Annotated in this window: 19 protein-coding genes, 2 pseudogenes and 2 other annotated features; of the genes and pseudogenes, 14 read left to right on the top strand and 7 right to left on the bottom strand. The window is 35.1% G+C overall.

What is annotated here, in order from left to right; genetic code table 11:
• Positions 1-46: 46 nt before the first annotated feature.
• Positions 47-499, bottom strand: coding sequence for an SMI1/KNR4 family protein (locus tag EUC40_RS15520; protein WP_156575901.1), 453 nt, complete (start codon positions 497-499; stop codon positions 47-49).
• Between the two features lie 244 nt (positions 500-743).
• Here EUC40_RS15520 and EUC40_RS15515 point away from each other — a divergent pair.
• Positions 744-1,082: pseudogene (locus EUC40_RS15515) on the top strand (thioredoxin domain-containing protein); the annotation flags it as partial.
• 47 nt (positions 1,083-1,129) lie between these two features.
• Here the strand turns inward: EUC40_RS15515 and EUC40_RS15510 are convergent.
• From EUC40_RS15510 to EUC40_RS15500, 3 genes and pseudogenes are all read right to left on the bottom strand, one after another.
• A complete protein-coding gene (locus EUC40_RS15510; protein WP_003193833.1) occupies positions 1,130-1,348 on the bottom strand; it encodes a bacteriocin immunity protein in 219 nt (72 codons plus the stop codon).
• 20 nt (positions 1,349-1,368) lie between these two features.
• A pseudogene (locus EUC40_RS15505) lies at positions 1,369-1,710 on the bottom strand (T7SS effector LXG polymorphic toxin); the annotation flags it as partial.
• 638 nt (positions 1,711-2,348) lie between these two features.
• A complete protein-coding gene (locus EUC40_RS15500; RefSeq protein ID WP_156575900.1) occupies positions 2,349-3,161 on the bottom strand; it encodes a hypothetical protein in 813 nt (270 codons plus the stop codon).
• Positions 3,162-3,270: 109 nt separating this feature from the next.
• Between EUC40_RS15500 and EUC40_RS15495 the strand changes: the two genes are divergently transcribed.
• The 5 genes from EUC40_RS15495 to EUC40_RS15475 all read left to right on the top strand — a co-directional run bounded on the left by EUC40_RS15495 (position 3,271) and on the right by EUC40_RS15475 (position 8,524).
• Complete coding sequence (locus EUC40_RS15495; RefSeq protein WP_156575899.1) at positions 3,271-3,918, top strand: HD domain-containing protein; 648 nt, start codon at positions 3,271-3,273, stop codon at positions 3,916-3,918.
• Positions 3,915-5,810: an ABC-F family ATP-binding cassette domain-containing protein gene (locus EUC40_RS15490; RefSeq protein WP_071712884.1), complete on the top strand. Its 1,896-nt coding sequence runs from the start codon at positions 3,915-3,917 to the stop codon at positions 5,808-5,810. The genes EUC40_RS15495 and EUC40_RS15490 overlap by 4 nt, the downstream gene beginning before the upstream one ends.
• 75 nt (positions 5,811-5,885) lie before the next feature.
• Positions 5,886-6,617, top strand: a complete 732-nt coding sequence (locus EUC40_RS15485; protein WP_156575898.1) for a Bax inhibitor-1/YccA family protein — start codon at positions 5,886-5,888, stop codon at positions 6,615-6,617.
• 318 nt (positions 6,618-6,935) lie between these two features.
• Entirely contained in the window at positions 6,936-7,820 is an 885-nt protein-coding gene (locus EUC40_RS15480; protein ID WP_167520156.1) for a S1 family peptidase, read from the top strand.
• Positions 7,821-8,188: 368 nt separating this feature from the next.
• On the top strand, positions 8,189-8,524 hold the full coding sequence (locus tag EUC40_RS15475; protein ID WP_071712886.1) for a single-stranded DNA-binding protein: 336 nt from the start codon (positions 8,189-8,191) through the stop codon (positions 8,522-8,524).
• A 53-nt stretch (positions 8,525-8,577) separates the two neighbouring features.
• On the opposite strand, the gene EUC40_RS15470 is transcribed toward EUC40_RS15475, so the two are convergent.
• A complete protein-coding gene (locus EUC40_RS15470) occupies positions 8,578-9,168 on the bottom strand; it encodes a TetR/AcrR family transcriptional regulator (RefSeq protein WP_156575896.1) in 591 nt (196 codons plus the stop codon).
• A 156-nt stretch (positions 9,169-9,324) separates the two neighbouring features.
• The gene (locus tag EUC40_RS15465; protein WP_156575895.1) at positions 9,325-10,458 is read right to left on the bottom strand and encodes an FAD-dependent oxidoreductase; all 1,134 of its coding nucleotides are present in this window, start codon (positions 10,456-10,458) and stop codon (positions 9,325-9,327) included.
• Between the two features lie 258 nt (positions 10,459-10,716).
• Between EUC40_RS15465 and EUC40_RS15460 the strand changes: the two genes are divergently transcribed.
• From EUC40_RS15460 to ileS, 8 genes are all read left to right on the top strand, one after another.
• Positions 10,717-11,844 (top strand): conserved virulence factor C family protein, encoded by a 1,128-nt coding sequence (locus EUC40_RS15460; RefSeq protein ID WP_156575894.1) that lies wholly within the window; start codon positions 10,717-10,719, stop codon positions 11,842-11,844.
• Positions 11,845-11,847: 3 nt separating this feature from the next.
• A complete protein-coding gene (locus tag EUC40_RS15455; RefSeq protein WP_071712889.1) occupies positions 11,848-12,231 on the top strand; it encodes a thiol-disulfide oxidoreductase DCC family protein in 384 nt (127 codons plus the stop codon).
• Between the two features lie 83 nt (positions 12,232-12,314).
• The gene (locus EUC40_RS15450) at positions 12,315-12,749 is read left to right on the top strand and encodes a BrxA/BrxB family bacilliredoxin (protein ID WP_000063706.1); all 435 of its coding nucleotides are present in this window, start codon (positions 12,315-12,317) and stop codon (positions 12,747-12,749) included.
• 49 nt (positions 12,750-12,798) lie between these two features.
• Positions 12,799-13,575, top strand: a complete 777-nt coding sequence (locus EUC40_RS15445; RefSeq protein ID WP_156575893.1) for a class I SAM-dependent methyltransferase — start codon at positions 12,799-12,801, stop codon at positions 13,573-13,575.
• A 40-nt stretch (positions 13,576-13,615) separates the two neighbouring features.
• Positions 13,616-13,830: a binding site (T-box leader), on the top strand.
• 44 nt (positions 13,831-13,874) lie between these two features.
• The gene (gene argS, locus EUC40_RS15440) at positions 13,875-15,563 is read left to right on the top strand and encodes an arginine--tRNA ligase (RefSeq protein WP_156575892.1); all 1,689 of its coding nucleotides are present in this window, start codon (positions 13,875-13,877) and stop codon (positions 15,561-15,563) included.
• A 175-nt stretch (positions 15,564-15,738) separates the two neighbouring features.
• Complete coding sequence (locus EUC40_RS15435) at positions 15,739-16,617, top strand: class I SAM-dependent methyltransferase (protein WP_156575891.1); 879 nt, start codon at positions 15,739-15,741, stop codon at positions 16,615-16,617.
• A gap of 337 nt (positions 16,618-16,954) precedes the next feature.
• A complete protein-coding gene (locus EUC40_RS15430; protein ID WP_156575890.1) occupies positions 16,955-21,157 on the top strand; it encodes a bacteriocin-processing peptidase family protein in 4,203 nt (1,400 codons plus the stop codon).
• Between the two features lie 99 nt (positions 21,158-21,256).
• Positions 21,257-21,496 (top strand) — a binding site (T-box leader).
• Positions 21,497-21,550: 54 nt separating this feature from the next.
• On the top strand, positions 21,551-24,652 hold the full coding sequence (ileS, locus tag EUC40_RS15425; protein ID WP_156575889.1) for an isoleucine--tRNA ligase: 3,102 nt from the start codon (positions 21,551-21,553) through the stop codon (positions 24,650-24,652).
• Positions 24,653-24,701: 49 nt separating this feature from the next.
• Here the strand turns inward: ileS and EUC40_RS15420 are convergent, their stop codons facing one another.
• Positions 24,702-25,787: a DUF418 domain-containing protein gene (locus EUC40_RS15420; RefSeq protein ID WP_156575888.1), complete on the bottom strand. Its 1,086-nt coding sequence runs from the start codon at positions 25,785-25,787 to the stop codon at positions 24,702-24,704.

Raw genomic sequence — 25,787 nt, 5'->3', positions numbered from 1 at the left:
TACCAACTTTATGTAATGTTTACCCTCACTTCAAGGTGCTCTTCTTTTATTCTTCATCTTCGAAAGCATGTAGACTATTAAGTAATTCTGTGAATGTTGAGCAAACAGGGTAGAGTGAATCTTCTATCTCTTCCTCCTCATGATCCCAAAATATGATTGTTGGTGATTCAGGGTTGCTTCGATAATCAAAACATATGAAATTGCCAAAAGAATCACTTGCGAAAGGATAAACCCCATCCATTAATCTATCTTTTATATTCTCATATTTTTGAACTATCGAATATTTATCATCAATATGTAGAGTTAATAGATCATTAAATGTACTTTCGTCTAGTCCTTGTATATCGAACACTTTCGGCCGTGGATAGCCACCATCATATTTCTTTACACATTCAATAAAATCATTAGGAAATTTAACACCCAAATATTGTTCTACTTGTTGAATATGTTCATCTGTAATTTCTTTTTTATTTACCCCAATCCAAGTAACATTATTCATTTTAATACCCCCTATTAAAGAAGGGGAGTGCCTAGTATGTATGTCCATTATTCTATTGTTCTTTATAGGAACTCTCCTGAGAAAATATTGCAGATATAATTATAACAATAAATAGTTAAAGTTTCCTTGGAAAAAATGTATTTTACAACATATGTGTTTGTTATAGTTCTAAATCGGTAATGTAGTATAACGTAGAGGTGAAATACAAATGGGAAAGTAATAAATTGATGCTAATGATTTATATTATGCTGTATTGGCTGAAAAGGATGGTTGGTTAAATCTTAGTGGAGAACAATGGATTAAAAACGATCCATCTTATGTGAAGTTTAACAAGAAAAGTACAGTAGATTCCTCTATTGTAGGGAAGCGAGTTGTTTCGAAAGTTAACAATCTACGTTTTTATGATGCTCCTTCTTGGCAGGATAAAGATGTTGCTGGTACAGTTGACGTAGGATTTGGATTTACAATCGACGCAAAGGTAAATGTCAATGGGTATCCACAGTATCGTGTTTATAATTCGAAGGGGCATAAGTACTATATTACGGCTAGTGATTTTTATGTAAGTTGGCTTAGATTTAGATAATGAAGAAAGCCGCCCATTTTTAGGTGGGCAGCTTGTCCGTTAATATTTTATTTCTCTTCTTTTTCTTTGTAGTTCAAAGCAATCTCTACTATTTCTTCTGGAGTTAAGTCTCTAAAATCCCAAAAAATCAAGTCACTCGGAGCTGGGTGAGGCACATTCGCCTTTAAGATATCAATATACTTACTACCCAACTCATCTGGTAATTTAGGATCACATATTTGTTCTACAAGTTTAATAAGCTCATCTTTAGTCATTTTACTGTTCATGTTATCTACCCCTTATAAATTTATAACCCTTTTTTTCCAAAATGATAAGCAGGGTCTAAAATGGTTTGGTGAGTCTTAGGAGATACAATAATTAAGTTATCAAGGTTATAGACATCGCCCCCTTGATGAATAGGTTGCTTGTGGTGTAAGACATACACTTTATGTGCTCCATACTGCTCTGATCCGGGAGTATAAGGTGCTTTACCTTCCAGCATCCTCATCCTGTTCATGCGATTAAATTCGTTTGCGTAGCTCGAATCAGCAACTGTTTTCCAAAACTCAGCTCTAAATTCATCGAATGATTTGAATTCCTTTCCAACCAACTTATTTCGAATTTCTTGCGGAATAACACCAATTGTCCCATCGTATAAACCCTTTCTATATTTCTATGAACGTATTAAAGAAGGGGAGTGCCTAATATGTATGTCCATTATCCTATTGTTATTTATAGGAACTCTCCTGGGAAAATATTGCGGATATAATTATAACAATAAATGGTTAAAGTTTCCTCGAAAAAATGTATTTTACAACATATGTGTTTGTTAGAGTTCTCAATAGGTAATCCCGATAATACCTATTTATCAAGGTGATTGTAATACAAAATTTATCCCGCTTTAACGGGCAGTAAGACCCCCACCTCAAAATTCAGCGGAAGCAAAGAAGTTAGGTGGGGGATCAACTGTCCGTAAAAGTCCGATTGGTTCAACTAATAATCAGTGGGGGATGAACAAAACCCCCACTGATTAAAGTTTCACTTTATTGTGGGAATTTATGTTGAATGAATGGTTTTTAAAATGAAAATCGCCCTAGTACAGTTTAATTAAAAGGCTATTATTTGCTCACATTTTGCTCACAAATAATATGAAAACACGTGAATTAAGATGAAAATTCCTTTTGGAATAGAATAAATATAATATAACAAGTAAAAAGTGTCGCAAATGCTTGTATAACAGGCATTTGTGACACTTTTATAGTTTTAAATAACATAAAATAAACAACCCTAAAACTGCTCATTCTTCTCCCAAGATTCAACGATATAATGTGCAATCGTAGGATTGAATCCTTTCCCAACTAAAAACATAATCGCAGCAACTTCAGTTAAAGCGTGTTTATGTGATGTATGTTTTGCTTCATTTAAACCGTAATCTACCCAAGGTTTTACGAAATCTAGCACAGGCTTTTTAAAAGGTAAGAACTGTGTACCGACAACTTGCTGGATTTGTTGTTGCGTAGGTTCTGTTATAGGGCCAGGTGGTAAAATTTGTGGCTGTGTAATATCTAATGTTGGTCCTGGTGGTAAAATTTGTGGTTGCGTTGGATCAATTGTTGGTGGTTTAGGTGGTGAAACACGTGCGTCGTAGTTTGGTTGATAGATTTGTTGTTGGTATTGCGGTTGTTGTGGCTGAGTTGGGTATGGATTTTGTTGAAATTGTTGTTCTTGAGTTTGTGGTGCTACGTATGGATTTTGTTGAAATTGTTGTTCTTGAGTTTGTGGTGCTACGTATGGATTTTGTTGAAATTGTTGTTCTTGAGTTTGCGGTATTGCATATGGATTTTGTTGAAATTGTTGTTCTTGAGTTTGCGATTCTGCATATGGATTTTGAGGATATTCAAAATTTGGACGTGTGTCATAAGGGTTTTGAGGGTATCCAGGTCCTTGGTTCTGTGGTGTTGCATATGGATTTTGTTCATATTGTTGCTCTTGCTGTTGTAACTCTTGTTCTTCATATTGTTCTGTATATCTTTGTTCTTGCTCCTGTTGCTGAGGGTAAAATGGTTGCCTTGGGTAAGGCGGTTGATTATTATAGAACATATTTATTCCTCCTTCATGATGATGCCTACCACCTAGTGTATGGGCGGACAAGAAAATATGTGATGAAAAAATGCGGGCGTGTTACAATAAGTAACTGGGTGAAGATAAAATGACAAAACAAGAAAAAATTCAAAAAACAATTACTTTTGTAAAACATATTTTAGAAAAAGATGCGAGTGGGCATGATTGGTATCATATTGAGCGCGTACATAAACTGGCGATTTCTTTATCTGAGCAAGAAGGGGGAAATCGTTTTATAATTGAAATGGCAGCATTACTTCACGATGTAGCAGATGAAAAGTTAAATGAAAGTGAAGAAGCAGGAATGAAAAAAGTTTCTGATTGGTTAGAAGAATTACATGTAGATGGGGAAGAAGGGAAACATATTCTTCATATTATTGCTAACATGTCTTATAAGGGTGGACACGGCGGGGCAGTTGAGTCACTTGAAGGTAAAATTGTTCAAGATGCGGACCGTTTAGATGCCCTTGGAGCAATTGGAATTGCACGTACATTTGCATATGGCGGAGCGAAAGGGAGATTAATGTATAATCCAACTATTCCGCCGCGTGAAGTAATGACGAAAGAAGAATATAGAAAAAATAATGATCCATCTTTAAATCATTTTTATGAAAAATTATTGAAATTAAAAGACTTAATGAATACGAACGCAGCAAAACAAGAGGCTGAAGTTCGTCATTGTTATATGGAACAGTTTATTGAACAATTTATGAAAGAGTGGAATGCACAAATATGAAAATGTTAACTGTGGAGAACTTATCAAAATCATATGGAGAAAAGCCGTTATTTGATGGATTATCATGTAGTATTACAGAAGGACAACGTGTCGGAATTATTGGTGTAAACGGTACTGGTAAATCGACATTATTAAAAATTATTGCAGGATTAGAAACTCCTGATACAGGTGATATGACGCATTCACGTGGGTATACAATAAGTTATTTATCACAGCAACCAGAGTTTGATGAAAAACTAACAGTATTAGAGCAAGTGTTTCATGGTGATACACCTTTAATTCGTCTTCTTCGTGATTATGAAAAAGCACTGTTAAATATTGAAAAAGATCCAAGTAATGAAAAAGTACAGGAACAATTATTTGCAGTGCAGCAACGTATGGATGCAATGAGTGCATGGGAAGCAAATGCAAATGCGAAATCTCTTTTAACGAAATTAGGAATTACAGATTTCACTGCAATTGTTGGGAATTTATCTGGTGGACAGAAAAAACGTATCGCAATGGCACAATGTTTTATTGAAACACCTGATTTATTAATTTTAGACGAGCCTACGAACCATCTTGACCATGAGACAGTTGAATGGTTAGAAGAATATTTAGCAAGATATACAGGTGCGGTATTACTTGTTACCCATGATCGTTATTTCTTAGATCGTGTGACGAATCGTATTTTCGAATTAGACAACGGAAAGCTATATAGTTATGAAGGTAACTATAGTACGTTTCTAGAGGCGAAAGCACTTCGTGAAGAACAAGAAATTGCGCAAGAATCAAAACGTCAAAACTTATATCGTCGTGAACTAGCATGGATTCGCCGTGGGGCAAAAGCTCGTTCAACAAAACAAAAAGCACGTATTCAGCGTTTTGACGAATTAAAAGGGCAAGAAGGACCAGCTGCAAAACAGTCAGTTGATATTGCACTAAGTGGAAGTCGCCTAGGAAAGAAAGTACTTGAGTTAAAAGATGTAACGAAAAAATTTGGCGATAAGACGGTATTACATAATTTTAATCATATTGTGAAACCGGGTGATCGTATTGGAATTATTGGGGCGAATGGAAGCGGGAAATCTTCCCTATTAAATATGCTTGCAGGTAAGTTATCTCCTGATAGTGGTGAAGTTGAGGTAGGACAAACTGTAAAAGTTGCTTATTATACGCAAGAAAATGAAGAGATGAATTTAAATCAGCGTATGATTGAATATATTAAAGAGATTGCAGAAGTTATTCATACGACAGATGGAAAAGTAATTGGTGCATCTCAAATGTTAGAACGTTTCTTATTCCCGACTCATTCACATGGTACACCGCTTGGTAAACTATCTGGTGGTGAAAGAAGACGTTTATACTTATTACGTATATTAATGGGGGAACCGAACGTACTTTTACTTGATGAACCTACGAACGATCTAGATACACAAACATTAACAGTACTAGAAGATTATTTAGAAGATTTCCCAGGTGTCGTTTTAACTGTATCGCATGACCGTTACTTCTTAGATAAAGTAGTAGATGAACTGTTCATCTTTACTGGCGGAGGCGAAGTGCGTGAGTTCCTAGGTAGTTATACAGATTATTTAGAAATGGAAAAAACGAGAGAACTTATAGAGAAAGCGGAAGTTCAAAAAGAGAAAAAAGTAGTAGAAGAAGCTCCAAAACAACAACGTAAACGTAAACTTTCATACAATGAGCAGCGTGAATGGGAAACGATTGAAGATACAATTGCCGAACTTGAAGAGAAAATTGAGTCAATTGGAGAAGAACTTGCGAAAGTTGGATCTGACTTCACAAAGGCACAAGAATTATCTGAAGCACAGCAGAAAACAGAAGAAGAGCTAGAAAAAAAGATGGAAAGATGGAGTGAACTATCAGACATCGTTGAAGGTTTAAAATAAAAACAAGCTGCATATATTGAAAAGTAAAGAGAAAAACTTTACACTATTGGTAGAACCTATTTTAGGAGGGAAAAAATGAGAACATCTAATCCAATGTTGAAAAAAGAGGCATTCCGTAAAGAGGGAGCAAGTGCTTCTGCGATGACTATTGGCGGAACAGTAGGCAAAACGTTCATTATGCTTATCTTGCTACTTGCAACGTCTGTCTATTCATACATACAGATGATGCAGGGGACGATGAAGATGCCAGTATTAATTGGTGCTTTAATCGTTGCGGCAATCATCGCATTTGCGTCTATGTTCTTCCCGCGTATTTCACCTTTTGGTGCGCCAATCTATGCAGCAGTAGAAGGGATTGTGTTAGGTAGTATTTCAGCAGTTTATGCGATGAAATTCCAAGATTCTATCGTTTTAAATGCTGTATTACTAACAATCTCAATTTTATTTGCAATGTTAGTTTTATATGCAACACGCGTAGTAAAAGTAACGGATAAATTCCGTACAGGCGTTATGGCAGCAACATTTGGAATTATGGTTATGTATTTAATCGTGTTCCTATTAAACATGTTTGGTGTTACTGTTCCATATATTCATCAAGGTGGTACAATCGGTATTATTATTAGTGCGGTTGTTATCGTAGTTGCTTCATTAAACTTATTACTAGATTTCGATTTAATCGAAAATGGTGCACGTAGTCAAGCTCCAAAATATATGGAGTGGTACACTGCAATGGGACTAATGCTTACATTAGTATGGTTATACTTAGAAATTCTTCGTTTCGTTTCTTACTTTACGAAAAATGACTAATAAAAAAATCCTGCATGAAATATGCAGGATTTTTTTATTTTCAAAGATAAATTGAAGCTTTGATTAGTCAGCTTTCCGTTAATGTTGAATAAGTTGAAAAAACGGTATAATTTGAATGTTATTAACTTGAATTGAAGAGGATGGAATATGATGAAAGAGAACAAAGGAATTATGAAAAAACTATTTTCTAAAAGTTTTTTCACTTGCGGCATACCAGAGAAAGTGGTGGACGTTATTTTTTTACTTTTCTGAAAGATAATCTTGTGCTAAGGTTAGTATCGATAAATAGTTGAAACATAAGGAATAGGGGCTATGACGATGCTGAAACAAAAGATAGAAATCTCAAATGTGGCTTTAATGTATTTCACTGTTAGAATTCAAAGTGGTGGAAGAGTAGGAACTGGATTTTTCTTTGATTTCTCAAAAAAACAAGATGGGAGCTTGATTTTCCTTGTTACGAATAAACATGTGATTGCAGGATCGGATCGTATTTCATTTACAATACATACGAAAGAATGTGTTCATGAAGGGGAGTATGATGAATTAGAAGATAATATCTATGAAGTTGATCGCCCATTTCTGGAAGAATCATGGGGAGAATATTTAACAGCTATTTTCCATCCGAATGAAAAGATAGACTTGGCATTTATTCCTGTTATGGAACTGTTAAGGGAGATAAAACAAACTGAAGCAATCCCTTGCATACATGTTCTTTATTTTGAATATATCCCAACTGATGAAGAACTATTGACCATGGGCCCTATGGAAGAAGTTGCGATGATCGGATACCCAGCCGGACTGATAGATGAAGAAAATAATTTCCCTATATTCCGTAGAGGATATACAGCAACACATCCATATTTTCCTTACGATGGCAAAGAAGAATTTTTGATTGATGTGCCTACAGTAAAAGGTAGTAGCGGAAGTCCCGTACTTGGTATACGTAAAGTGTATAAATGGGATGATGACGAGAAGAGCGTAACGTGTGAAGAACGATACCAATTACTTGGCGTGATATATAGCGGGTATTTTGATAAAATATCTATTGAATCACAAGCGGATGAAGAAAATGAAGTAAACCAGTCAACATTTGAGATTTCCAAACATCTAGGAGTTGCCATTCATGCAAAACAACTTTTCGAGGGACAAGAATACATCTATGAATGGTATTACAATACAAGGGCTGGTTATTTACAAGATTAGTAACGTTAAATTGAAATAATTCATAGTATGTAGTAGAGGATGAAGTAACTTGTTCAGCTACCGAGATATATGGAGCCAAATCTAATGAATAACTAAAATTTAAAGCAAAACCGATTATTTTCTATTTAGAAAAATGTATTATATCGGGTGGAAATAAGGATGGATTGCAGGAGAGAATATATATTTTGCAGTGAAATTTACGTAATGTATTTTTAGAAACACTACATAATTGAATTATGTAGTGTTTCTTTTTTTCTTTTATTATATATAAAGTTATTATTTCTGTTTGAAAATATACAGTTTCTCAGTTTTTACCTATCGATACATTATCTCTATAATGAAGAAAAATATGTGAGGTGGTATAACTTATGATGAATCGAGTTGTATTAATCGGTAGATTGACAAAGGAGCCAGAATTATACTACACAAAACAAGGCGTCGCTTATGCACGAATATGTGTTGCGGTGAATAGAGGATTTCGAAATAGTTTAGGTGAACAACAAGTCGATTTTATTAATTGTGTCGTTTGGCGAAGATCGGCTGAGAATGTAACTGAATATTGTACAAAGGGGTCACTTGTTGGGATTACCGGGCGTATTCAAACGAGTAATTACGATGATGAACAAGGAAAGAGAATATATAGAACGGAAGTTGTGATTGAGAGTATTACATTTTTGGAGAGAAGGCGGGAGGGGGCATCGTAACAAGAGGAGAATGAGTATTAAAAATTTAGAGGGCTTAGTAGCATAGCCCTCTATCACTTTTGATTAATACCTTCCCAAATAACATCTAATTGTTGATTGAGTATATTTTTCACATTTACTTCATTTGCATGTAAAAGTGAATGGGACATTAAGGTGTAAAAATAAGTGCTCATAATAGTAGAAGTGATAATGTTTATATCCCACTGACTGTTTAATTTTCCAGCCTCTTTCGCTTCTGTAATAATTGAAGACAAACCTTCTTGTAGCTGTTGTATACTTTTTAATTCATTTTCTACTAAGTAGTTTGACTTTATAATCTCAAAGACGGCATGCTTCATTAAATCACCATGTCCAGTAAATCGATCCAGTAAATCTCCTAAAACAAGTTGGATTCGCTCTTTCGGATGTTCCACATTTGCATATGTTTTTAAACTTTTATTCCATAAATCAATTTGAGAATCACCTAAAAATAATAATATGTTTTCTTTTTTCGGAAAGTAGTTGAAGAAAGTTCCCTTTGCAATCCCGCATGCAGTAGTAATATCTTGAACCGTTACGTTTTCGTACCCACGTTCTTGGAAGAGCTGTACTGCTTTTAGGAAGATAAGTTCTTTTAATTCTTTTTTTCTCGTTTCTCTAAGCATATATAATCTACTCCTAACACAAACAATTATATCTGTTTAATAGATAAACTCAAATAGAATCTTACGTCACGATTAAGTTTATTGTTTTATAAAGCTTTATATAATCGAAAGCAGGATAGAGAGAACTCTATTTATACTTATCATTATAGTTTCTTGTTATAAATGAAAACTATATAGTTCGTGTGCTTGCCTTTCAGAAATCCATTTTGGAATACGTTTCATTACTTCATTTCTTACTATAGTTAAAGGTTTACTTTCTATTTGCGCCATTTTTCCAACTTTCCATGCAGTGTTTGAGATTTTTTCAATTCTAGCTCGTCTTTTTTGTTCGTATTCTATAAATGCTTGACGATAGTGAGCATTATTTTTGATACATTCAGCTAAGATGATGGCATCTTCAATTGCTTGACAAGCACCTTGACCTAAATTCGGAGTAAGTGCATGGGCAGCATCCCCAATAAATACGATGCGTTTGTCAAAAAACTGTTTCATTGGAGTAATGTCTACAATATCACGATGAATCATCTCAACGTCCGATGCATTCTTTAAAATAGATGGGATTGGATTATGGTAAGTTTTGAAATGATTATATAAATCTGTTGTTGTGTAAGCTTTGTATTTTGGATCTCTGGCTTTAGCGTTTATGAGCGCATACCAGTATACTTCGTTGTTGGGCAGGGGGACGATACCAAATCTACCGTTTGTTCCCCAAGTTTCAATGAAATCGTTTGTTAAAGAAAGATTATTAGTAGGAGTTACGCCGCGCCAACATGTATATCCTGCATAACGATAATTATCGCCTTGTGTTACTTGTTTTCGAACGACAGAATGAATACCATCAGCAGCAATGAGTATATTGCCGAGTGCTTCACTACCATCTTGAAATACTATTTTTAAGGCTTTTTCTTCATTTTGTTCTGTTTTTACGCATTCTTTTCCCCATTCGACAGTATCTTCTTTTAGTTCAGAAAGTAGTAATTGATGTAAATCTTTTCTATGAATGGAGTACATTTTTGGATAGCAAGTTGGAATAATTAATGTATTGAAAATAGTTCCTTTTTCAGATACAAGGTTAAAACCATCACTTTCGTTGCCGAATTTTTTGATTTTCTCTGAAATACCGAATAGTTCCAGTGCTTGTATTGCATTTGGGGCAATGATTATACCTGCACCAGCAACAGTAGATTCCATGTTTTTGTCATATACTTTTACATCTAATCCTATTTTTTGTAAGGAAATTGCTGCGCAAAGTCCAGCGATACCGCCACCAATAATTATGACATTATTCATTCGTTATCCCTCCACCTATAAATGACTTTGTTCATAAAATGACCATGGTCATTTTGTTAGTTAAGGTTAATCCCTTTTTATATTATTGTCAATTATACGTTTAACTATAGTTATGGAACGATAAGGTAAAAATAGAATAAAGTAAACTTCTAAGAAATGTAGAAAAGGAATTAGCAAAATTAAGCATCCGAGTAGGAGTATAGAGTGATAACATGTTACAATACACCTAAGAACACGCAATAAAGGAGAGTTTTTTACGTGAAGATTAAAGCAATTGAACCGACGCCAAGTCCAAATACAATGAAGGTTATTTTGAATGAAGTATTACCATCAGGAGCGCGTAATAATTATACAAATGAAAATAAAGAACAAGCACCAATGCAAGTGCAAGAAATTTTAAAAATTGAAGGCATTAAAGGTGTATATCATGTAGCTGACTTTTTAGCAGTGGAGCGAAATGCAAAGTATGACTGGAAAGTTTTATTACAACAAGTTCGTGCTGTTTTCGGTGAAGAAGTAGTGGGAGAAAGTGAAGAACAACAACTTGCTCATTTTGGAGAAGTGAAAGTGTTTGTTCAAATGTTCTTTACAATTCCAATGCAAGTAAAGTTAACAGATGGAACGACGGAAGAACGTGTTGGTTTACCTGACCGTTTTAAAGAATCAATTATGAAAGTTCAAATGTCTGCACCAAACGTTGTGAAAGAACGTAAATGGGTGGAACAAAGTACACGTTACGGTAATTTTGAAGAAATCGGGAAAGAAGTAGTAGATGAGATTGTTGCTGCTTATTCAGAAGAACGTGTAAATGAAACGGTTAAAGAATTATTAAATCAGGCAGGTGCTGTTGAAGTAACGATTCAAAAGCGTGAGCCATATAAAGTAACAGAAGAGATGATGAAAGATGCTGACTGGAAAAACCGTTTTGCAGCATTAGAACAAATGGATCCTACAGAAGACGATATTCCAGTGTTGAAGATGGCGTTAGATGATGAAAAAGTTTCAATCCGTCGTTTAGCAACAGCATACTTAGGTATGGTAAAAGGTGAAGAAGTATTACCGTTATTATATAAAGCACTATTAGACCGTTCAGTAAGTGTTCGCCGTACAGCGGGCGATTGCTTATCAGATGTAGGTGATCCAGCAGCAATGTTCGTTATGATTAAATCTCTGAAAGATTCAAGTAAATTAGTACGATGGCGTGCAGCTATGTTCTTATTTGAACTTGGTGATGAAAGTGCGATTCCAGCATTAAAAGCAGCGCAAGATGATCCAGAGTTTGAAGTAGCGATGCAAGCGCGTCTAGCGTTAGAGCGTATTGAAGGCGGAGAAGAAGCAAAAGGTTCTGTATGGAAACAAATGACGGAGTCTCGTAAAGGGGAATAATGTATGATTGTTTTCTATGATAGTTGGTGTCCGATGTGTACGGCAGTTGCAGAACGTACGAAAAAATTAGATAAAAAGGGTAAGATGAAATTTGTTTCATTTCGAGATGAAGATGTAGTTGAGAAGTATGAGCTTTCTCAAGAACTACAAAGTAAGATGGAACAAAGATTGTATATTTTAAAAAATAATAAGTGGTATGACGGCATTCATAGCATATATGTATTAGCAAAGGCCGTTCCATCTTATTGGTTTGCCGTGCCTTTTATAAAGCTATCTATCGTACTTGGATTTGGAAGTAAAGTATACGATTATATCGCTAACAATAGAAAACTTGTTCCAGTGGGACATTGCCGCGGTGGGGTTTGTGAAATCCCTACAAAAAAATGAAATCATCGTTATCTTTCTTTTGCACCTATTAATAGAGCGTGATATGATGAATTTGGAATGAAAGTTGAAGGAGAGATTACAAGATGTCAAATGCTTATGAAGAATACATGCGCCAAATGGTAATCCCAATGCGCCAAGAGTTAGTGCGTTCTGGGTTTGAAGAGTTAACTACAGAAGAAGCTGTAACAGAATTTATGGAAAATACATCAGGTACAACTTTAGTAGTTGTAAACTCTGTTTGTGGTTGTGCAGCTGGTTTAGCACGTCCATCAGCAGGTCAAGCAGTTGTTCGTGCTGAAAAACAACCTGATCATCTTGTAACTGTATTCGCAGGTCAAGATAAAGATGCTACTGCAAAAATGCGTGAATACTTCGGAGAAATTCCTCCATCTTCACCATCTATGGCATTGTTAAAAGGAAAAGAAGTTGTTCACTTCATTCACCGTCATGAAATTGAAGGTGCAACTATGGACGAAATTATTACGAACTTAGAACAAGCTTTCGAAAAGAATTGCTAAAGAAGGGGGAGAGTAAATCTCCCTCTTTTCTTTATATAGAGGTGAAAAAATGATCGTAACAACAGCAGGAAGAACGAACAAAGAAATGACAGATTATGCAAACCAGGTTGCAGCCGAATTAAATAGTGCGTTCGTTAGACGTAATGACATACCGGTACATAAATTGCATGAGCAGTACGAACAAGATGTGCTTGTTGTAGGCAAAAACCGATTAGCTATTTATCCAAAAGGAACGGAAGAATCTTTTTTCTTTCATCCAAACTCAGCGATGTTTCGTGTGAAAAGATTAATGCGCGGAGAACACGATCCGTTTGTACAAGCTGCTAAATTAGAGAGTGGAATGACAGTATTAGATTGTACGCTCGGTATGGCATCAGATAGTATAGTAGCTAGTTATATTGTTGGTGAAAGTGGAAGAGTAACCGGACTTGAAGGTAATGAATATATGGCTTACATCATGGAAAATGGTTTAAAAACATGGTCTTCATCCGTTTCTGAAATTGATAAAGCAATGCAACGAATTGATGTAAAGCAAACGGAGCATTTCGCATTTTTAAAACAATGTGAAGATGCTAGTTATGATGTCGTTTACCTTGATCCAATGTTTGAAGAAACTGTCATAGAATCAGACGGAATAAAAGGATTAAAACACTTCGCTTTGTATCATGATATTACTGACGAAACAATTGCGGAAGCGAAGCGAGTGGCGAGAAAGCGTGTTGTTCTGAAAGATCATTTCCGTAGTTCTAGATTTGAAAAACATAATTTTCATGTATACAAAAGAAAAAGTGCGAAGTTTCACTTTGGTGTAATTGACCCTTGCTAATTGTTTGAAAAGATGTATAATAAGCAATAATTAATTAAATATACTGTCTGTGATGAAGAGAGTAGTCTTTTTTAGAAGGAAAGCGAGCTAGGGATGGTGTGAGCCTAGTGCGGAAGAAAAAGATGAAGCGCACTTCGGAGACGCTTCTTGAACGAATAGTAGAGTAAGCCGAGGCCCCCTGTCCTCGTTATAAACGGGAAAGTGGTTCGTAATGAACAACAAGGGTGGTACCACGGGTTAAAACTCGTCTCTTTTTAGAGACGAGTTTTTTGTGTTTTAAAAAATAAGGAGGTTGTAGTATGGATTATAAAACGCAGTTTGCGGAAAGTTTATCCGATATTTTTACGAATGAATTAACGCAAAATCAAATTTTAGATTTAATTGAAACACCGAAACAAGATGACTTCGGGGATGTAGCGTTCCCATGCTTTTCATTAGCGAAGCAATATAAAAAAGCACCAGCTCTTATCGCGAAGGAAATTGCAGAGAAATTAAATGATCCGTTCTTTACGAAAGTAGAAGCCGTTGGTCCTTATGTAAATGTATTTTTTAATCGTGAAACTGTAAGTGATGATGTATTAAAAACGATTTTAGCAGAGAAAGAAGAGTACGGTCATAATAGCTTTGGATGTGAAAAAACGGTAGTTATCGATTATTCCTCTCCTAATATCGCGAAACCTTTTTCAATGGGGCATTTACGTTCTACAATGATTGGAAATTCATTGAAGCATATCGCCGAAAAATGTGGCTATGAAGTTGTCGGAATCAATTATATTGGAGATTGGGGAACACAGTTTGGAAAGTTAATTACTGCTTATAAAAAATGGGGGAATGAAGCAGTAGTTAAAGAGGATCCAATACGTGAACTATTTAAGTTATATGTGCAATTTCATGAAGAGGTCAAAGAAGACGAAGAACTAGAAGAAGAAGGTCGTGCATGGTTTAAAAAGCTAGAAGAAGGTGATGAAGAAGCAGTTGAGCTTTGGAATTGGTTCCGTCACGAATCCTTAAAAGAATTTTCTCGTATTTATGAACTACTCGGTGTAGAATTTACTAATTTTCAAGGAGAAGCTTTTTATAATAATTTAATGGAAGACTTTATTGGGATTTTAGAGAACCATGATTTGCTTGAAGAGTCAGAAGGCGCATTAGTCGTTAATTTAGAAGAAGAAGGAATGCCGCCTTGCTTAATTAGAAAATCCGATGGTGCGACGATTTACGCAACGCGTGACTTAACGGCAGCTTTATATCGTCAAAACACATATGCATTTGATAAAGCGTTATATGTAGTTGGCCCGGAACAAAGTTTACACTTCAATCAATTTTTCACTGTATTAAAAAAGCTGGGCTACACTTGGGTTGACGGCATGGAACATGTACCGTTTGGATTCATTTTAAAAGATGGTAAGAAAATGTCGACACGTAAAGGAAGAGTTATTTTACTCGAAGAAGTACTTGAGGAAGCAATCGAACTTGCAAAACAAAATATTGAAGAGAAAAATCCAAACTTAAAACAAAAAGAAGAAGTAGCAAAGCAAGTCGGTGTTAGAGCAGTCATCTTCCACGATTTAAAAAATGAGCGTATGCATAATATTGAATTTTCATTAGAAAACATGCTGAAATTTGAAGGGGAAACAGGACCGTACGTACAGTACACACATGCACGTGCTTGCTCTATTTTAAGAAAAGAAAGTGTAGAATTTGAAACGTGTACGTTTACCTTAAAAGATGATCATAGCTGGAATGTCGTAAAATTATTAAACAAATTCCCGCAAGTAATTGAAGCAGCATGTAACAAAAATGAGCCATCAATCATTTCGAAATATGTATTAGATGTGGCACAATCGTTCAATAAATATTATGGAAATGTGCGTATATTGGAAGAGAGTGAAGAAAAAGATAGCAGACTTGCATTAGTGTATGCTGTGACGGTGGTATTAAAAGAGGGGTTACGTTTACTTGGGGTGGAAGCACCTGAGGAGATGTAAAATAAATAGGTATACGTATCATATTAGATATGTATGCCTATTTATTTTTATAGAAAATATGTAAGTAGCAGTTATGTTTTATTAAATCTAAATTTTTTTGGAAGTGTTTCAATTGTAGGAATGTCTTTATTAAATGGAGAATTGTAATGTCATATATAAAAAGGGGGCATTACAATTGGCAACATACGATTGGAACAGTAAACTAACATATTTAAAAAACACGAGAGATTTATATTATAATGACGATTATGTAAGCTTTTTAGTAAATACAGTTTGGAAGATTACTAAGCCAGTACATATCGTTGATTACGGTTGTGGATATGGTTATTTAGGCTTAATATTAATGCCTTTACTTCCAGAAGGGTCAAAGTATACAGGCATTGATAGTGGAGAAACATTACTAACTGAAGCGAGAGAGTTGTTTCGTTTACTTCCGTATGATTCAGAATTTCTTGAAGGAGATGCTACAGAAATTAAATTGAACGATAAATATGATATAGCAATCTGTCATGCCTTCTTGTTACATATGAGTTCACCAAAAACGATGCTAGAAAAAATGATACAGTCAATTAAGGATGGTGGTAAAATAATCTGTTTCGAACCACATTGGATTTCAAATATGTCTTCATACGTGTTAGGTGGGGAGGAGCAATCGAAAATTATTCAGCTAGGTATTTTACAAAAATTATTTGAAAGTGATACGAAGAGAAACGGTAAAGATGGCAATATCGGCATGAAAATACCGATGTATTTAAGTGAATTAGGTGTGAAAAATATTGAGTGTCGAGTGAGCGATAAAGTGAATTTTTTAGACTCTAATATACATCACAAAGATAAAAATGATTTGTATCATTCATTAAAAGAGGAGGGAATAGCGGGCAATCCGGGAGATAAACAGCAATTTATAGAACGTCTAATGGCCAGGGAATTAACATATGATGATGCGCTAGCTCAATATGAAGCTGAACTACGATTTTTTAAAGCATTTCATATACATTCTTCTTTAGTATATGCTCCGAATATGAAAATTACATATGGTGAAATAGTATGTTAAAAGGTGGCGCCTTATTTAGGATTGCTACCTTTAATATATGGGACCATGAGAGTCTTTGGTTTGAGAGATTAGAAGTTATTTATGAGGAGATTTTGAAAATCGCCGATATAATTTTATATACAGAGTTCACCTTTTGAAAGATAGGAACCTCATGTTACGTTATTTCATAAAATCAAACAAAATACAGAGAAAAACAAACATTTTTACTATATTCTGTTATGAATTAGAATAATATTAAATAATACCATTCATTATAAGAGATTATAGTTGAATACCGACAATATGATGTGTAAAATCTAAGCAAGTAGCAGTATAAATATAAATTCGAGGTGAATGCATGCTAGATTTTAAGCAGTTAGAAACTTGTTTAAAAGACAAGAGATTTGTAGATGGATTACAGGAAATAAATAAAGAAATTTCATATATAAAAGAAACGAATACTTTATCTTATGTGAAAAAATGGCTTGCTAATATTTCTTCACATGAGGAGTTTGATATATTAATTCGCCTTACTGATGAAGGGCTTATGCACCAATACAGTTCATTCCTCATTCGCTACGCTTATAAAAAATTCCCAAATATGAGAACGCTCTCTTTATATTGTGATGAGTTAATTGATGAGCGGAAAATTCTTGAAGCAGAACAGTTGTTAAAAGACTCTTTAGAAGAGAGTAATAAAGAAGAAATAGATGCCGATTTTTTAGCGAAAACATATTTTACTTTAGTAAGATGTCTTTTAGAAATGAAACGAAATGAAGAAGCGCTAATCTATATGCAAAAAGCAGAGGAGTACAGTACACGTGCTGTATTTGATAAATGGGGCTACGTCTATATGCATACAGGTGAATGGGAGAAAGCGGAAGAACAATTTATAGCCGGCATGCAGCATAAAGATTGTGAAGAACTATCCACATATTTATTATCACAGTTATATGCGAATAAAGGGGAACAAAAACGTGCATTACAGCTAATTGATGATGCAATTGTAAAGTTTCCACAAGTACCATATTTTCATTTTGAAAAGGTAAAGTATTTATTAGATGTTGGGAAATATGAAGAGATGTTAGCGGTAATAGATAATATTAATCATCAGCTTCCTTATCATGCTTATGAATCTTACTTTATATATTTACGTGCAGAAGCGCTGTACAAAATGAATAAACTTGTAAACTTACAACAGTTATTAAAAGAAGAAAAAAGTTTAAAAGGCTCTTTATATCATAATTTAGAAAAAAATCCAGATGGAAAAAAGGTTCACCTGCCTATAGTACCTATTGTACAAAAGGATAATTATTGTGTGCCGACAAGTTTAGAAATGATGTTGCAAATTTGGGGAGAAAAACGTACACAAGACGAAATTGCAGAGTTTATTTTTGATATGACAGGTTCGAAGTTTTCGGATACTGTTTCGTATATAGAAGAATTAGGTTATGAATATCGTTATTTTAAAGGGAATGAGGAAAATTATAAGAGATTGCTTGACCGAGGAATTCCCGTTTTATTAAGTATAGATATTGAGCATGCTTCGCATGTGCAAGTACTATCTGGATATGATGATACGTTACAAGCTTTTTATGTTCAAGATCCAAACTTTATAGAACCAGTTCTTGTGGAATATAGTAAATTGCAAGAAAAATATCGCTATACAGGTTGTTTGGCAATCACGTTTGTTCCGAAAAAAAAGAAGGAACAATTGGTGTTTTTAAGTGAAGAAGAAAATCAGTATTTTAAATCCATTTTTTCTCTTACGGATCATTTAGATGAACACGATAAAGAGGGAATTAGTCATTTAGTACAGTTTTTGAAAGAGACGAGTGATAATCCGAATACGTGGTTATATACGATTAAACACTTAGATGTGGAAATAGATAAAGAATTTATTCTTAATTGTATAGAAAAGTTAACGGAAAAGTTTCCAGATTCGGATTTTGTTAAATTACATGGTGCACAGTGCTTTATTCGTCTTCAAGAAATGGAGAAAGCTGGGCAAATGCTGGTAAGTGTTGAGAGGAAAAATAATCGTGCTTTATATCATTTGATAAATGGAAGGTATGCATTTGAACAGGAAAATTATATAGAAGCGATTTCAAGTTTTCGTTCATCATTGCAGTTGGATGCAGATCAGCCGATTGCATGGAGTTTTCTTGCTTTATCTTATATGTATATCGATCAATGTGAAAATGCGTTGCAGTTTTCTCAAGTTGCTTTAGAGCGCAGTCCTGAAAGATTCACGTTAACGAATCACGGTTTAATATTAATCGATTTAGAAAGATATGAAGAAGCGTATGAAATCTTTAATGATTTGTTAAAAGAGTATAAAAATGAGGCGCATGTATGGTATGAGCGAGCGAGATGTGCGCATCAATTAGGAAAATTACATTTAGCAATAAAAGGGCTTAAAGTAGCGATTCATTTGGATAGTAATGCACCTTACATTTATACGAAACTTTCGGAAATATACGAATCAGATTTGAAGGATGAAGAAAGTACGAAAGAAATATTATTAGAAGGCATTGAGAATTGTGATGATAAAGCACCTCTTTACGTAAGGTTAGGTGACTATCACTTTCAGAATGATAGTTTGGAAGAAGCAGAAGTATTGTATAAGCGTGCTTTAGAAGAAAATGATGAAGATGTTTATTCTCATTTCGGACTTACTCAAGTGTATATGGCAAAAGAGCAATATAAAGAAGCGAAACAATATATTCTCGGTATCGAAAAACAGATTGAAAAGAGTCAAGATTTCCTTATGAATGCTGGGATGGTTTTATGGGATGCGGAGATTGAACTGGGCGGGAATGAGGAAGAACTAAAATTAGCATTGGCTAAATTAGAGAGTGGTATAAAGCAGGGAGATTATAGTGTAGCAAGTGCATTAGATGAATATGTAAATCGAATTAAAGGAACTGTGTTTGTACAACGAGGTATAGCGTTTTTAAGAACGTTACAAAAAGAGAGAAATGAAGTAAGTGAATACGGTTGTTATATAGGTATTTTATATGAATCTATCGGGCAGTACGGCCAAGCAATGAAAAGATATAATAAGGCGATAGAACAAAAGAAAACGGCATTACCTTATTATCGAATTGGCGAAACACTTATGGCATTAGGGCAATTGGCAGAAGCAAAACAAGCGTATGAAACATGTTTAGAACTTGATGGGAATTTCGTAGGTGTACATTTGCAACTTGCAGAGATATATGAAAAAGAAGAAAACCATTCAAAGGAACAAAGTCATATGGTTCAGGCGATGAAAGAGGAACCATTGCATATAAATATGGAATACTTGGCACAGCTTTCAGTAAAAGTAGAATTACAGGAAGAGTTGTTAGCGGAATTAGAACGGTTAGCTGGAGAAGTACCTGAAATATGGCGATTAGATGCGATTGCATATGTGTATGGAGCAATGAATGAAATCGATAAAGAAAAAGAACAAATTGAGCAAGCGATACAATTAGATGGCGAACATACGGAAGTTCTATATCATTATGCGAATGTATTGGTGAAAAAAAGAGATGTAAAAGCAATGGAAGTTGCGATGAAAGTCATGCAACAAGATATAGGTAATGAACGTATTTTTGATGTTTATGTAAGAGCAGTAGAACAACAGAAGAAATTGTCTAACATACGTGATTTCTTGCATATATTGAAAGTGAAAAAAGCAGAAAAAAGTACAGCATTTATGTATGCAGCAGCTGCGGTTACTGAAATGTGGATTGAACGCCAGCAAAATGAACAACCGAAAAAGTCTATATTTACGAGAGCGTTTTATCGTATGAAAAATCGTGCGAAAGAAATTTCGATGATAACGACAATCATTGATTTATATGAAATTTCGTTAAAGTTAAATCCGAAAAATAGTATGGCAGCGCAGCGATTTGCACAATTTTACGAGAATGCAGCGATGAATAAAGAAGCGATAGAAGTTTTGGAAACGTCGTTAGAAAATAAATGGGATTATGATGTAGCGAAGCAACTAGTAAATCTTTTCATCGAGTGTGAGGAACAAGATAGATTACAAGATGCTTTGGAACTAACGAAGCAAATGGTTCGAGAGTTACCAGATGACTATGATACTCTTTTTTTACAAGCACAAGTTTTATTTAAAGCCGGAGAAGAAAGAAAAGCAGAAAAGCTTTACTTACAATTAACGGAGAAAACACCGTTTGTAAATAGAGGATTCCTGGCTTTAGGAGAAATGTATGAAAGTCAAGAGAGATTTGAAGAGGCAATTCACCTACTAGAAGGCGCTTCTATACATCATCCAAATGATACCGCAATTCTTCTTTCATTAGCATCTTCATATCATGAGGATGGACAAACGATAAAGGCAGAAAAAATAACTAGCGAAGTATTAACAATAGATGCAAGTGATTTATTAGCAAGATATGATCACGCTTGTTACTTAGCGCTTTTAAACAGAAATGATGAGGCTAAAAAAGAACTCGAAATTGTACTTCGTGAAGATGACTCGGGATTCTTTGCTGAGCTTATAGAGGAAGATGAAGATTTAGCGGGAATACGAGAATTTGAGAAGTAACTGTATAGGAATAGTGAAAAAAGGGTATAATTAAATATATATTTCGAATTAGTTGACAATTAGTTGCCCGATGGCATAGAATAGCTTTTAACAAAGTATACAAATCTGAAGACGAGAACGAGTAAAATAATGGACTGTTCCCCAGAGAACCGGTGTATAGCTGAAAGCCGGTGTTCAGACGTTATTTGAAAATCATCTCCGAGGAGCCGAGGCTGAACATAAGTAAGCTCGGACGGATGTCTACCGTTACAAAGAACACGTATGATAGTACGTTGCTAAGTGCTATTAGTGAATAGCTAATAGAATTAGGGTGGTATCGCGGGTAAACCCGTCCCTACTTTATAGGGACGGGTTTTTTGTGTGCTTTAAAACATTCAAAAGGAGTGATTGTAGATGAAGAAAGTAGATGTAAAAGAGTCAGCTGTAGGGAGAGAAACACGTATTCGTAAACAGTGGAACGAGCAAAGCATTTTCGAGCAATCAATTCAGAATCGAGAAGGCGCACAATCTTTTGTGTTTTATGAAGGACCACCAACGGCGAACGGATTACCGCATGTAGGTCATGCACTTGGACGAACAATTAAAGATGTAGTAGCAAGATATAAAACGATGGCAGGCTATAAAGTATTAAGAAAAGCGGGCTGGGATACACATGGTTTACCTGTAGAATTAGGTGTTGAAAAACAACTCGGTATTTCTGGTAAACATGAAATCGAAGAATATGGCATTGAGCCATTTATTAAGAAGTGTAAAGAGAGTGTATTCACATATGAGAAGCAGTGGCGTGAATTCACTGAAAGTATCGGTTACTGGGTAGATATGGATGACCCATACGTTACGTTAGAAAACCCATATATCGAAAGCGTATGGCATATTTTAGGGACGATTCATGAAAAAGGATTATTGTATAAAGGGCATAGAGTTTCACCATACTGCCCAAGCTGTCAAACTTCGTTAAGTTCACATGAGGTTGCACAAGGGTATAAAACAGTAAAAGATTTAAGTGCAACAGTTAAGTTTAAAGTGAAAGATAGTGAAAATGAGTATTTCCTAGGTTGGACGACAACACCTTGGACACTTCCAGCAAATGTTGCGCTCGCTGTACATCCAAATATGGAATACGTTAAAGCGAAACAAGAAGGTCATGTATACATTGTTGCGAAAGAACGTGTACAAAATGTATTAAAAGAAGACTATGAAGTACTATCAGTTCATAAAGGTGAAGAATTAGTAAATACATCTTACACAGCACCGTTTCCGATGAAAGAAGTTACGAATGGTTACCGCGTCATTGCAGCGGATTTTGTAACGGCAGATAGTGGTACAGGGCTCGTTCATATCGCTCCAGCATACGGAGAGGACGATTATAGAGTCGTTCAAAGTGAAGGACTGTCATTCTTACATGTTGTAGATGAAAAAGGTGAGTATACGGAAGCAGTACCATTTTTGAAAGGTAAATTTGTAAAAGAATGTGACGTAGATATCGTTCGCTATTTAGCGAAGGAAGGTTTACTTTATCATAAAGAAAAGTATGAACATAGTTACCCACATTGTTGGCGCTGTGATTCACCACTTCTTTATTATGCAGGAGAAAGTTGGTTAATCCGAACGACTGCAATTAAAGATACATTTTTACAAAATAACGATTCTGTTACTTGGTATCCAGACCATATGAAACATGGACGATTCGGTAAGTTTTTAGAAAACATGGTGGACTGGAATATTAGCCGAAATAGATATTGGGGAACACCATTAAACGTATGGGAATGTGAAAGTTGCGATCATCAATTCGCACCGAAAAGCATTGCTGATTTAAGAGAGCATAGTACGAAAAAGACACCTGAAGATTTAGAATTGCATAAGCCATATGTAGATGAAGTGCAAGTTTGCTGCGAAAAATGCGGAGGAACAATGAATCGTACACCTGAAGTAATTGATGTTTGGTTCGATAGTGGTTCCATGCCATTTGCACAATATCATTATCCATTTGAAAATAAAGAGTTATTTGAAGAACAGTTTCCGGCAGATGTTATTGCAGAAGGTATTGATCAAACACGCGGCTGGTTTTATAGTTTATTAGCGGTATCAGCGCTATATACAGGAAAAGTACCGTATAAACGAGTGTTATCATTAGGGCATGTTCTAGATGAAGAAGGACAAAAGATGTCTAAAAGTAAAGGGAATGCACTAGATCCAGTTGATTTAGTAAATAAGTTTGGTGCAGATGCTTTAAGATGGGCTTTACTCGTTGACAGTGCTCCGTGGAATGCGAAGCGTTTTTCTGAAAGAACAGTACTAGAAGCCAAATCTAAATTTGTAGATACACTAGTCAATGTGTATAGTTTCTACGTTTTATATGCAAATTTAGATGAATATAATCCGAACGAAACGTATGATGTAAAGCGGACGAAATTAGATGAGTGGGTATTATCAAGATTGCATAGTACAACGAAAAAGGTGAGAACAGCACTTGATGATTATCAATTTACGAATACAGCTCGTGAAATTGCGGCGCTTGTAGATGAAGTAAGTAACTGGTACGTAAGACGTTCACGCAATCGATTCTGGGAATCTGGTATGAATGCTGAGAAAGCAGCTGCGTATGACACACTTCATGAAGTGCTTGTGACAATTAGTAAATTAATTGCACCATTTACACCGTTTGTCGCTGAAGATGTTCATTTGAATTTAACTGGAAGTAGCGTTCATTTAGAAGATTATCCAGTTGTAAATGAATCATTACTTCAGCCGAAATTAGAAGCGGAAATGGATGCTGTTTTACAAGTTGTTGAACTTGGAAGAAGTAATCGTAATCAGCATTCTTTAAAAGTAAAACAGCCGTTAGCGGAACTTGTATTACTTGAGCATAGAGAGAATGATATGGATTGGGAATCTTATCGTGATATCGTCATGGATGAGTTAAATGTGAAGGCATTCCATGTTGAACTCGATGAAACGAAATACACGTCCTATCAATTAAAGTTGAATTTTAAAACGGCTGGGCCGAAGTTCGGTAAAAATGTGAATGCAGTAAATGGCTGGTTAAAACAATTGTCACAAGAAGAAGTACAGAATTTTGTTTCAACTGAAAAAGCGGTATATCAAGCCATGCCAGGAGAAGAAGTAGTTGTAACAGCTGAAGATGTATTGGTTGAGAAAGTTGCAAAATCAGGCTTCTCCAATACGACTAACGGACAATATACGGTTATGTTAGATACGAATGTAACGGAAGAATTGCTACAAGAAGGAGTAGCACGTGAATTTATTCGCGCCGTTCAAGAATATCGTAAGCAGTTGAATTTACCAGTTAATTTACGAGTAGATGTTATTCTTGATACAGAGGAAGAACTACAGCAAATGTTAACGAATCATAAAGAGTTGTTGGAAGAAAACTTACTCGTTAAACAATTTACATTTGGTCACTTAACGAATGAAGACGATGAACTTTCTTTAGGTGAGATGAAAGTTCGTATTAAATTAAGCGCGGCTAAGTAAAGAAAAGGAAGTTGGAATCATTCCAACTTCCTTTTTGTATGATGGGAATTTATCCGGCTATTTTTCGCATAATCCATTCGATAGGACCTCTAGAAAAATTCTTTCTCCATAACACGCTAATTAAAATGCTGAAAATGAAAAATGCAGTAGCAAATAATAAAACGAAAGGTAGTGATTGATGTTCCATTCTATTTAATAGACTTAATGTTCCAATGCCGATAAATACATGACTTACGTAATGAGTTAATGTTAATTGTCCTGTTTGTACAATGGAAGTAACAAACCAATTATTTTCATGTTTTTCAGCGATATAGAGGCAAAATATTAATGTAGTAATAGCGGATCCTGTAGCAGATAAAATGTACAATACATTTGGTAATATAGGTCCTGTATTAAACAAAAATGTAGCTGCTTCTTTGCCGATGTATGGAATAAAGAAGTGTGTAAGTCCTTTTGATAAAAGTTCTGTTAGTATTGTAATTGTAACACTGAATAAGAGTAATCTTTCTTTAATTTTCTTATTATGAAGATCTAACCTGCCAATTATCATACCGATTAAAAAGAACGAGAACCAAGGGAAAATAGGGTGATAGCCATTAAAGAATAAATTGCGAAGAAATCCTTTTATTGTCCAGAAATCTACATAGTTTATGAAGGGAATAGGACCTCCCCAACCTTCAAAGGTATTGAAAGTAAGCTGAAGATATTGTGCGGTGAACAACAAAATGATAGAAAGTAAAAGTAATAGTTTTTTGCGTACAGTAATGAGGAATGCAGCCATGAAAAGATAAACACCGTAGTAGTGTAATATATCCCCAGTCCACTCCATTACATATAGTAGTAATCCTAAAATAAATAAGAATAGTGACCGTTTCCAAATAATCTTTCGGCTATTAGAAATTTTTATGTTTTCATTGCTAGCAACAGCTGACCTAGTCATTAAAGTTATACCAATGCCAGCAAGTATGACAAACAAGGCAGAAGCTCTACCTTCAAAAAGTGACATGAAGGTTATTAAAAATGGAGGACCATTTTCTTCTGCACTTGTTATTACCATGAAATTAACAAGTAACATCCCGAACATCGCCCAAGCTCTAGCAAAATCTAAGCCGATAATGCGCTTGTTTGTATTCAC

This window comes from Bacillus luti (assembly GCF_009739945.1).
Taxonomy (GTDB): domain Bacteria; phylum Bacillota; class Bacilli; order Bacillales; family Bacillaceae_G; genus Bacillus_A; species Bacillus_A luti.
The sequence above is the reverse complement of the archived record's forward strand: the minus strand, read 5'-3'. Positions and strand labels throughout refer to the sequence as shown.

What these genes read in the sequence shown, in the direction of transcription:
- EUC40_RS15520 (WP_156575901.1), bottom strand. Translation starts at nt 499, where the DNA reads ATGAATAATGTTACTTGGATTGGGGTAAATAAAAAAGAAATTACAGAT.
- EUC40_RS15510 (WP_003193833.1), bottom strand. Translation starts at nt 1,348, where the DNA reads ATGAACAGTAAAATGACTAAAGATGAGCTTATTAAACTTGTAGAACAA.
- EUC40_RS15500 (WP_156575900.1), bottom strand. Translation starts at nt 3,161, where the DNA reads ATGTTCTATAATAATCAACCGCCTTACCCAAGGCAACCATTTTACCCT.
- EUC40_RS15495 (WP_156575899.1), top strand. Translation starts at nt 3,271, where the DNA reads ATGACAAAACAAGAAAAAATTCAAAAAACAATTACTTTTGTAAAACAT.
- EUC40_RS15490 (WP_071712884.1), top strand. Translation starts at nt 3,915, where the DNA reads ATGAAAATGTTAACTGTGGAGAACTTATCAAAATCATATGGAGAAAAG.
- EUC40_RS15485 (WP_156575898.1), top strand. Translation starts at nt 5,886, where the DNA reads ATGAGAACATCTAATCCAATGTTGAAAAAAGAGGCATTCCGTAAAGAG.
- EUC40_RS15480 (WP_167520156.1), top strand. Translation starts at nt 6,936, where the DNA reads ATGCTGAAACAAAAGATAGAAATCTCAAATGTGGCTTTAATGTATTTC.
- EUC40_RS15475 (WP_071712886.1), top strand. Translation starts at nt 8,189, where the DNA reads ATGATGAATCGAGTTGTATTAATCGGTAGATTGACAAAGGAGCCAGAA.
- EUC40_RS15470 (WP_156575896.1), bottom strand. Translation starts at nt 9,168, where the DNA reads ATGCTTAGAGAAACGAGAAAAAAAGAATTAAAAGAACTTATCTTCCTA.
- EUC40_RS15465 (WP_156575895.1), bottom strand. Translation starts at nt 10,458, where the DNA reads ATGAATAATGTCATAATTATTGGTGGCGGTATCGCTGGACTTTGCGCA.
- EUC40_RS15455 (WP_071712889.1), top strand. Translation starts at nt 11,848, where the DNA reads ATGATTGTTTTCTATGATAGTTGGTGTCCGATGTGTACGGCAGTTGCA.
- EUC40_RS15450 (WP_000063706.1), top strand. Translation starts at nt 12,315, where the DNA reads ATGTCAAATGCTTATGAAGAATACATGCGCCAAATGGTAATCCCAATG.
- EUC40_RS15445 (WP_156575893.1), top strand. Translation starts at nt 12,799, where the DNA reads ATGATCGTAACAACAGCAGGAAGAACGAACAAAGAAATGACAGATTAT.
- argS (WP_156575892.1), top strand. Translation starts at nt 13,875, where the DNA reads ATGGATTATAAAACGCAGTTTGCGGAAAGTTTATCCGATATTTTTACG.
- EUC40_RS15430 (WP_156575890.1), top strand. Translation starts at nt 16,955, where the DNA reads ATGCTAGATTTTAAGCAGTTAGAAACTTGTTTAAAAGACAAGAGATTT.
- ileS (WP_156575889.1), top strand. Translation starts at nt 21,551, where the DNA reads ATGAAGAAAGTAGATGTAAAAGAGTCAGCTGTAGGGAGAGAAACACGT.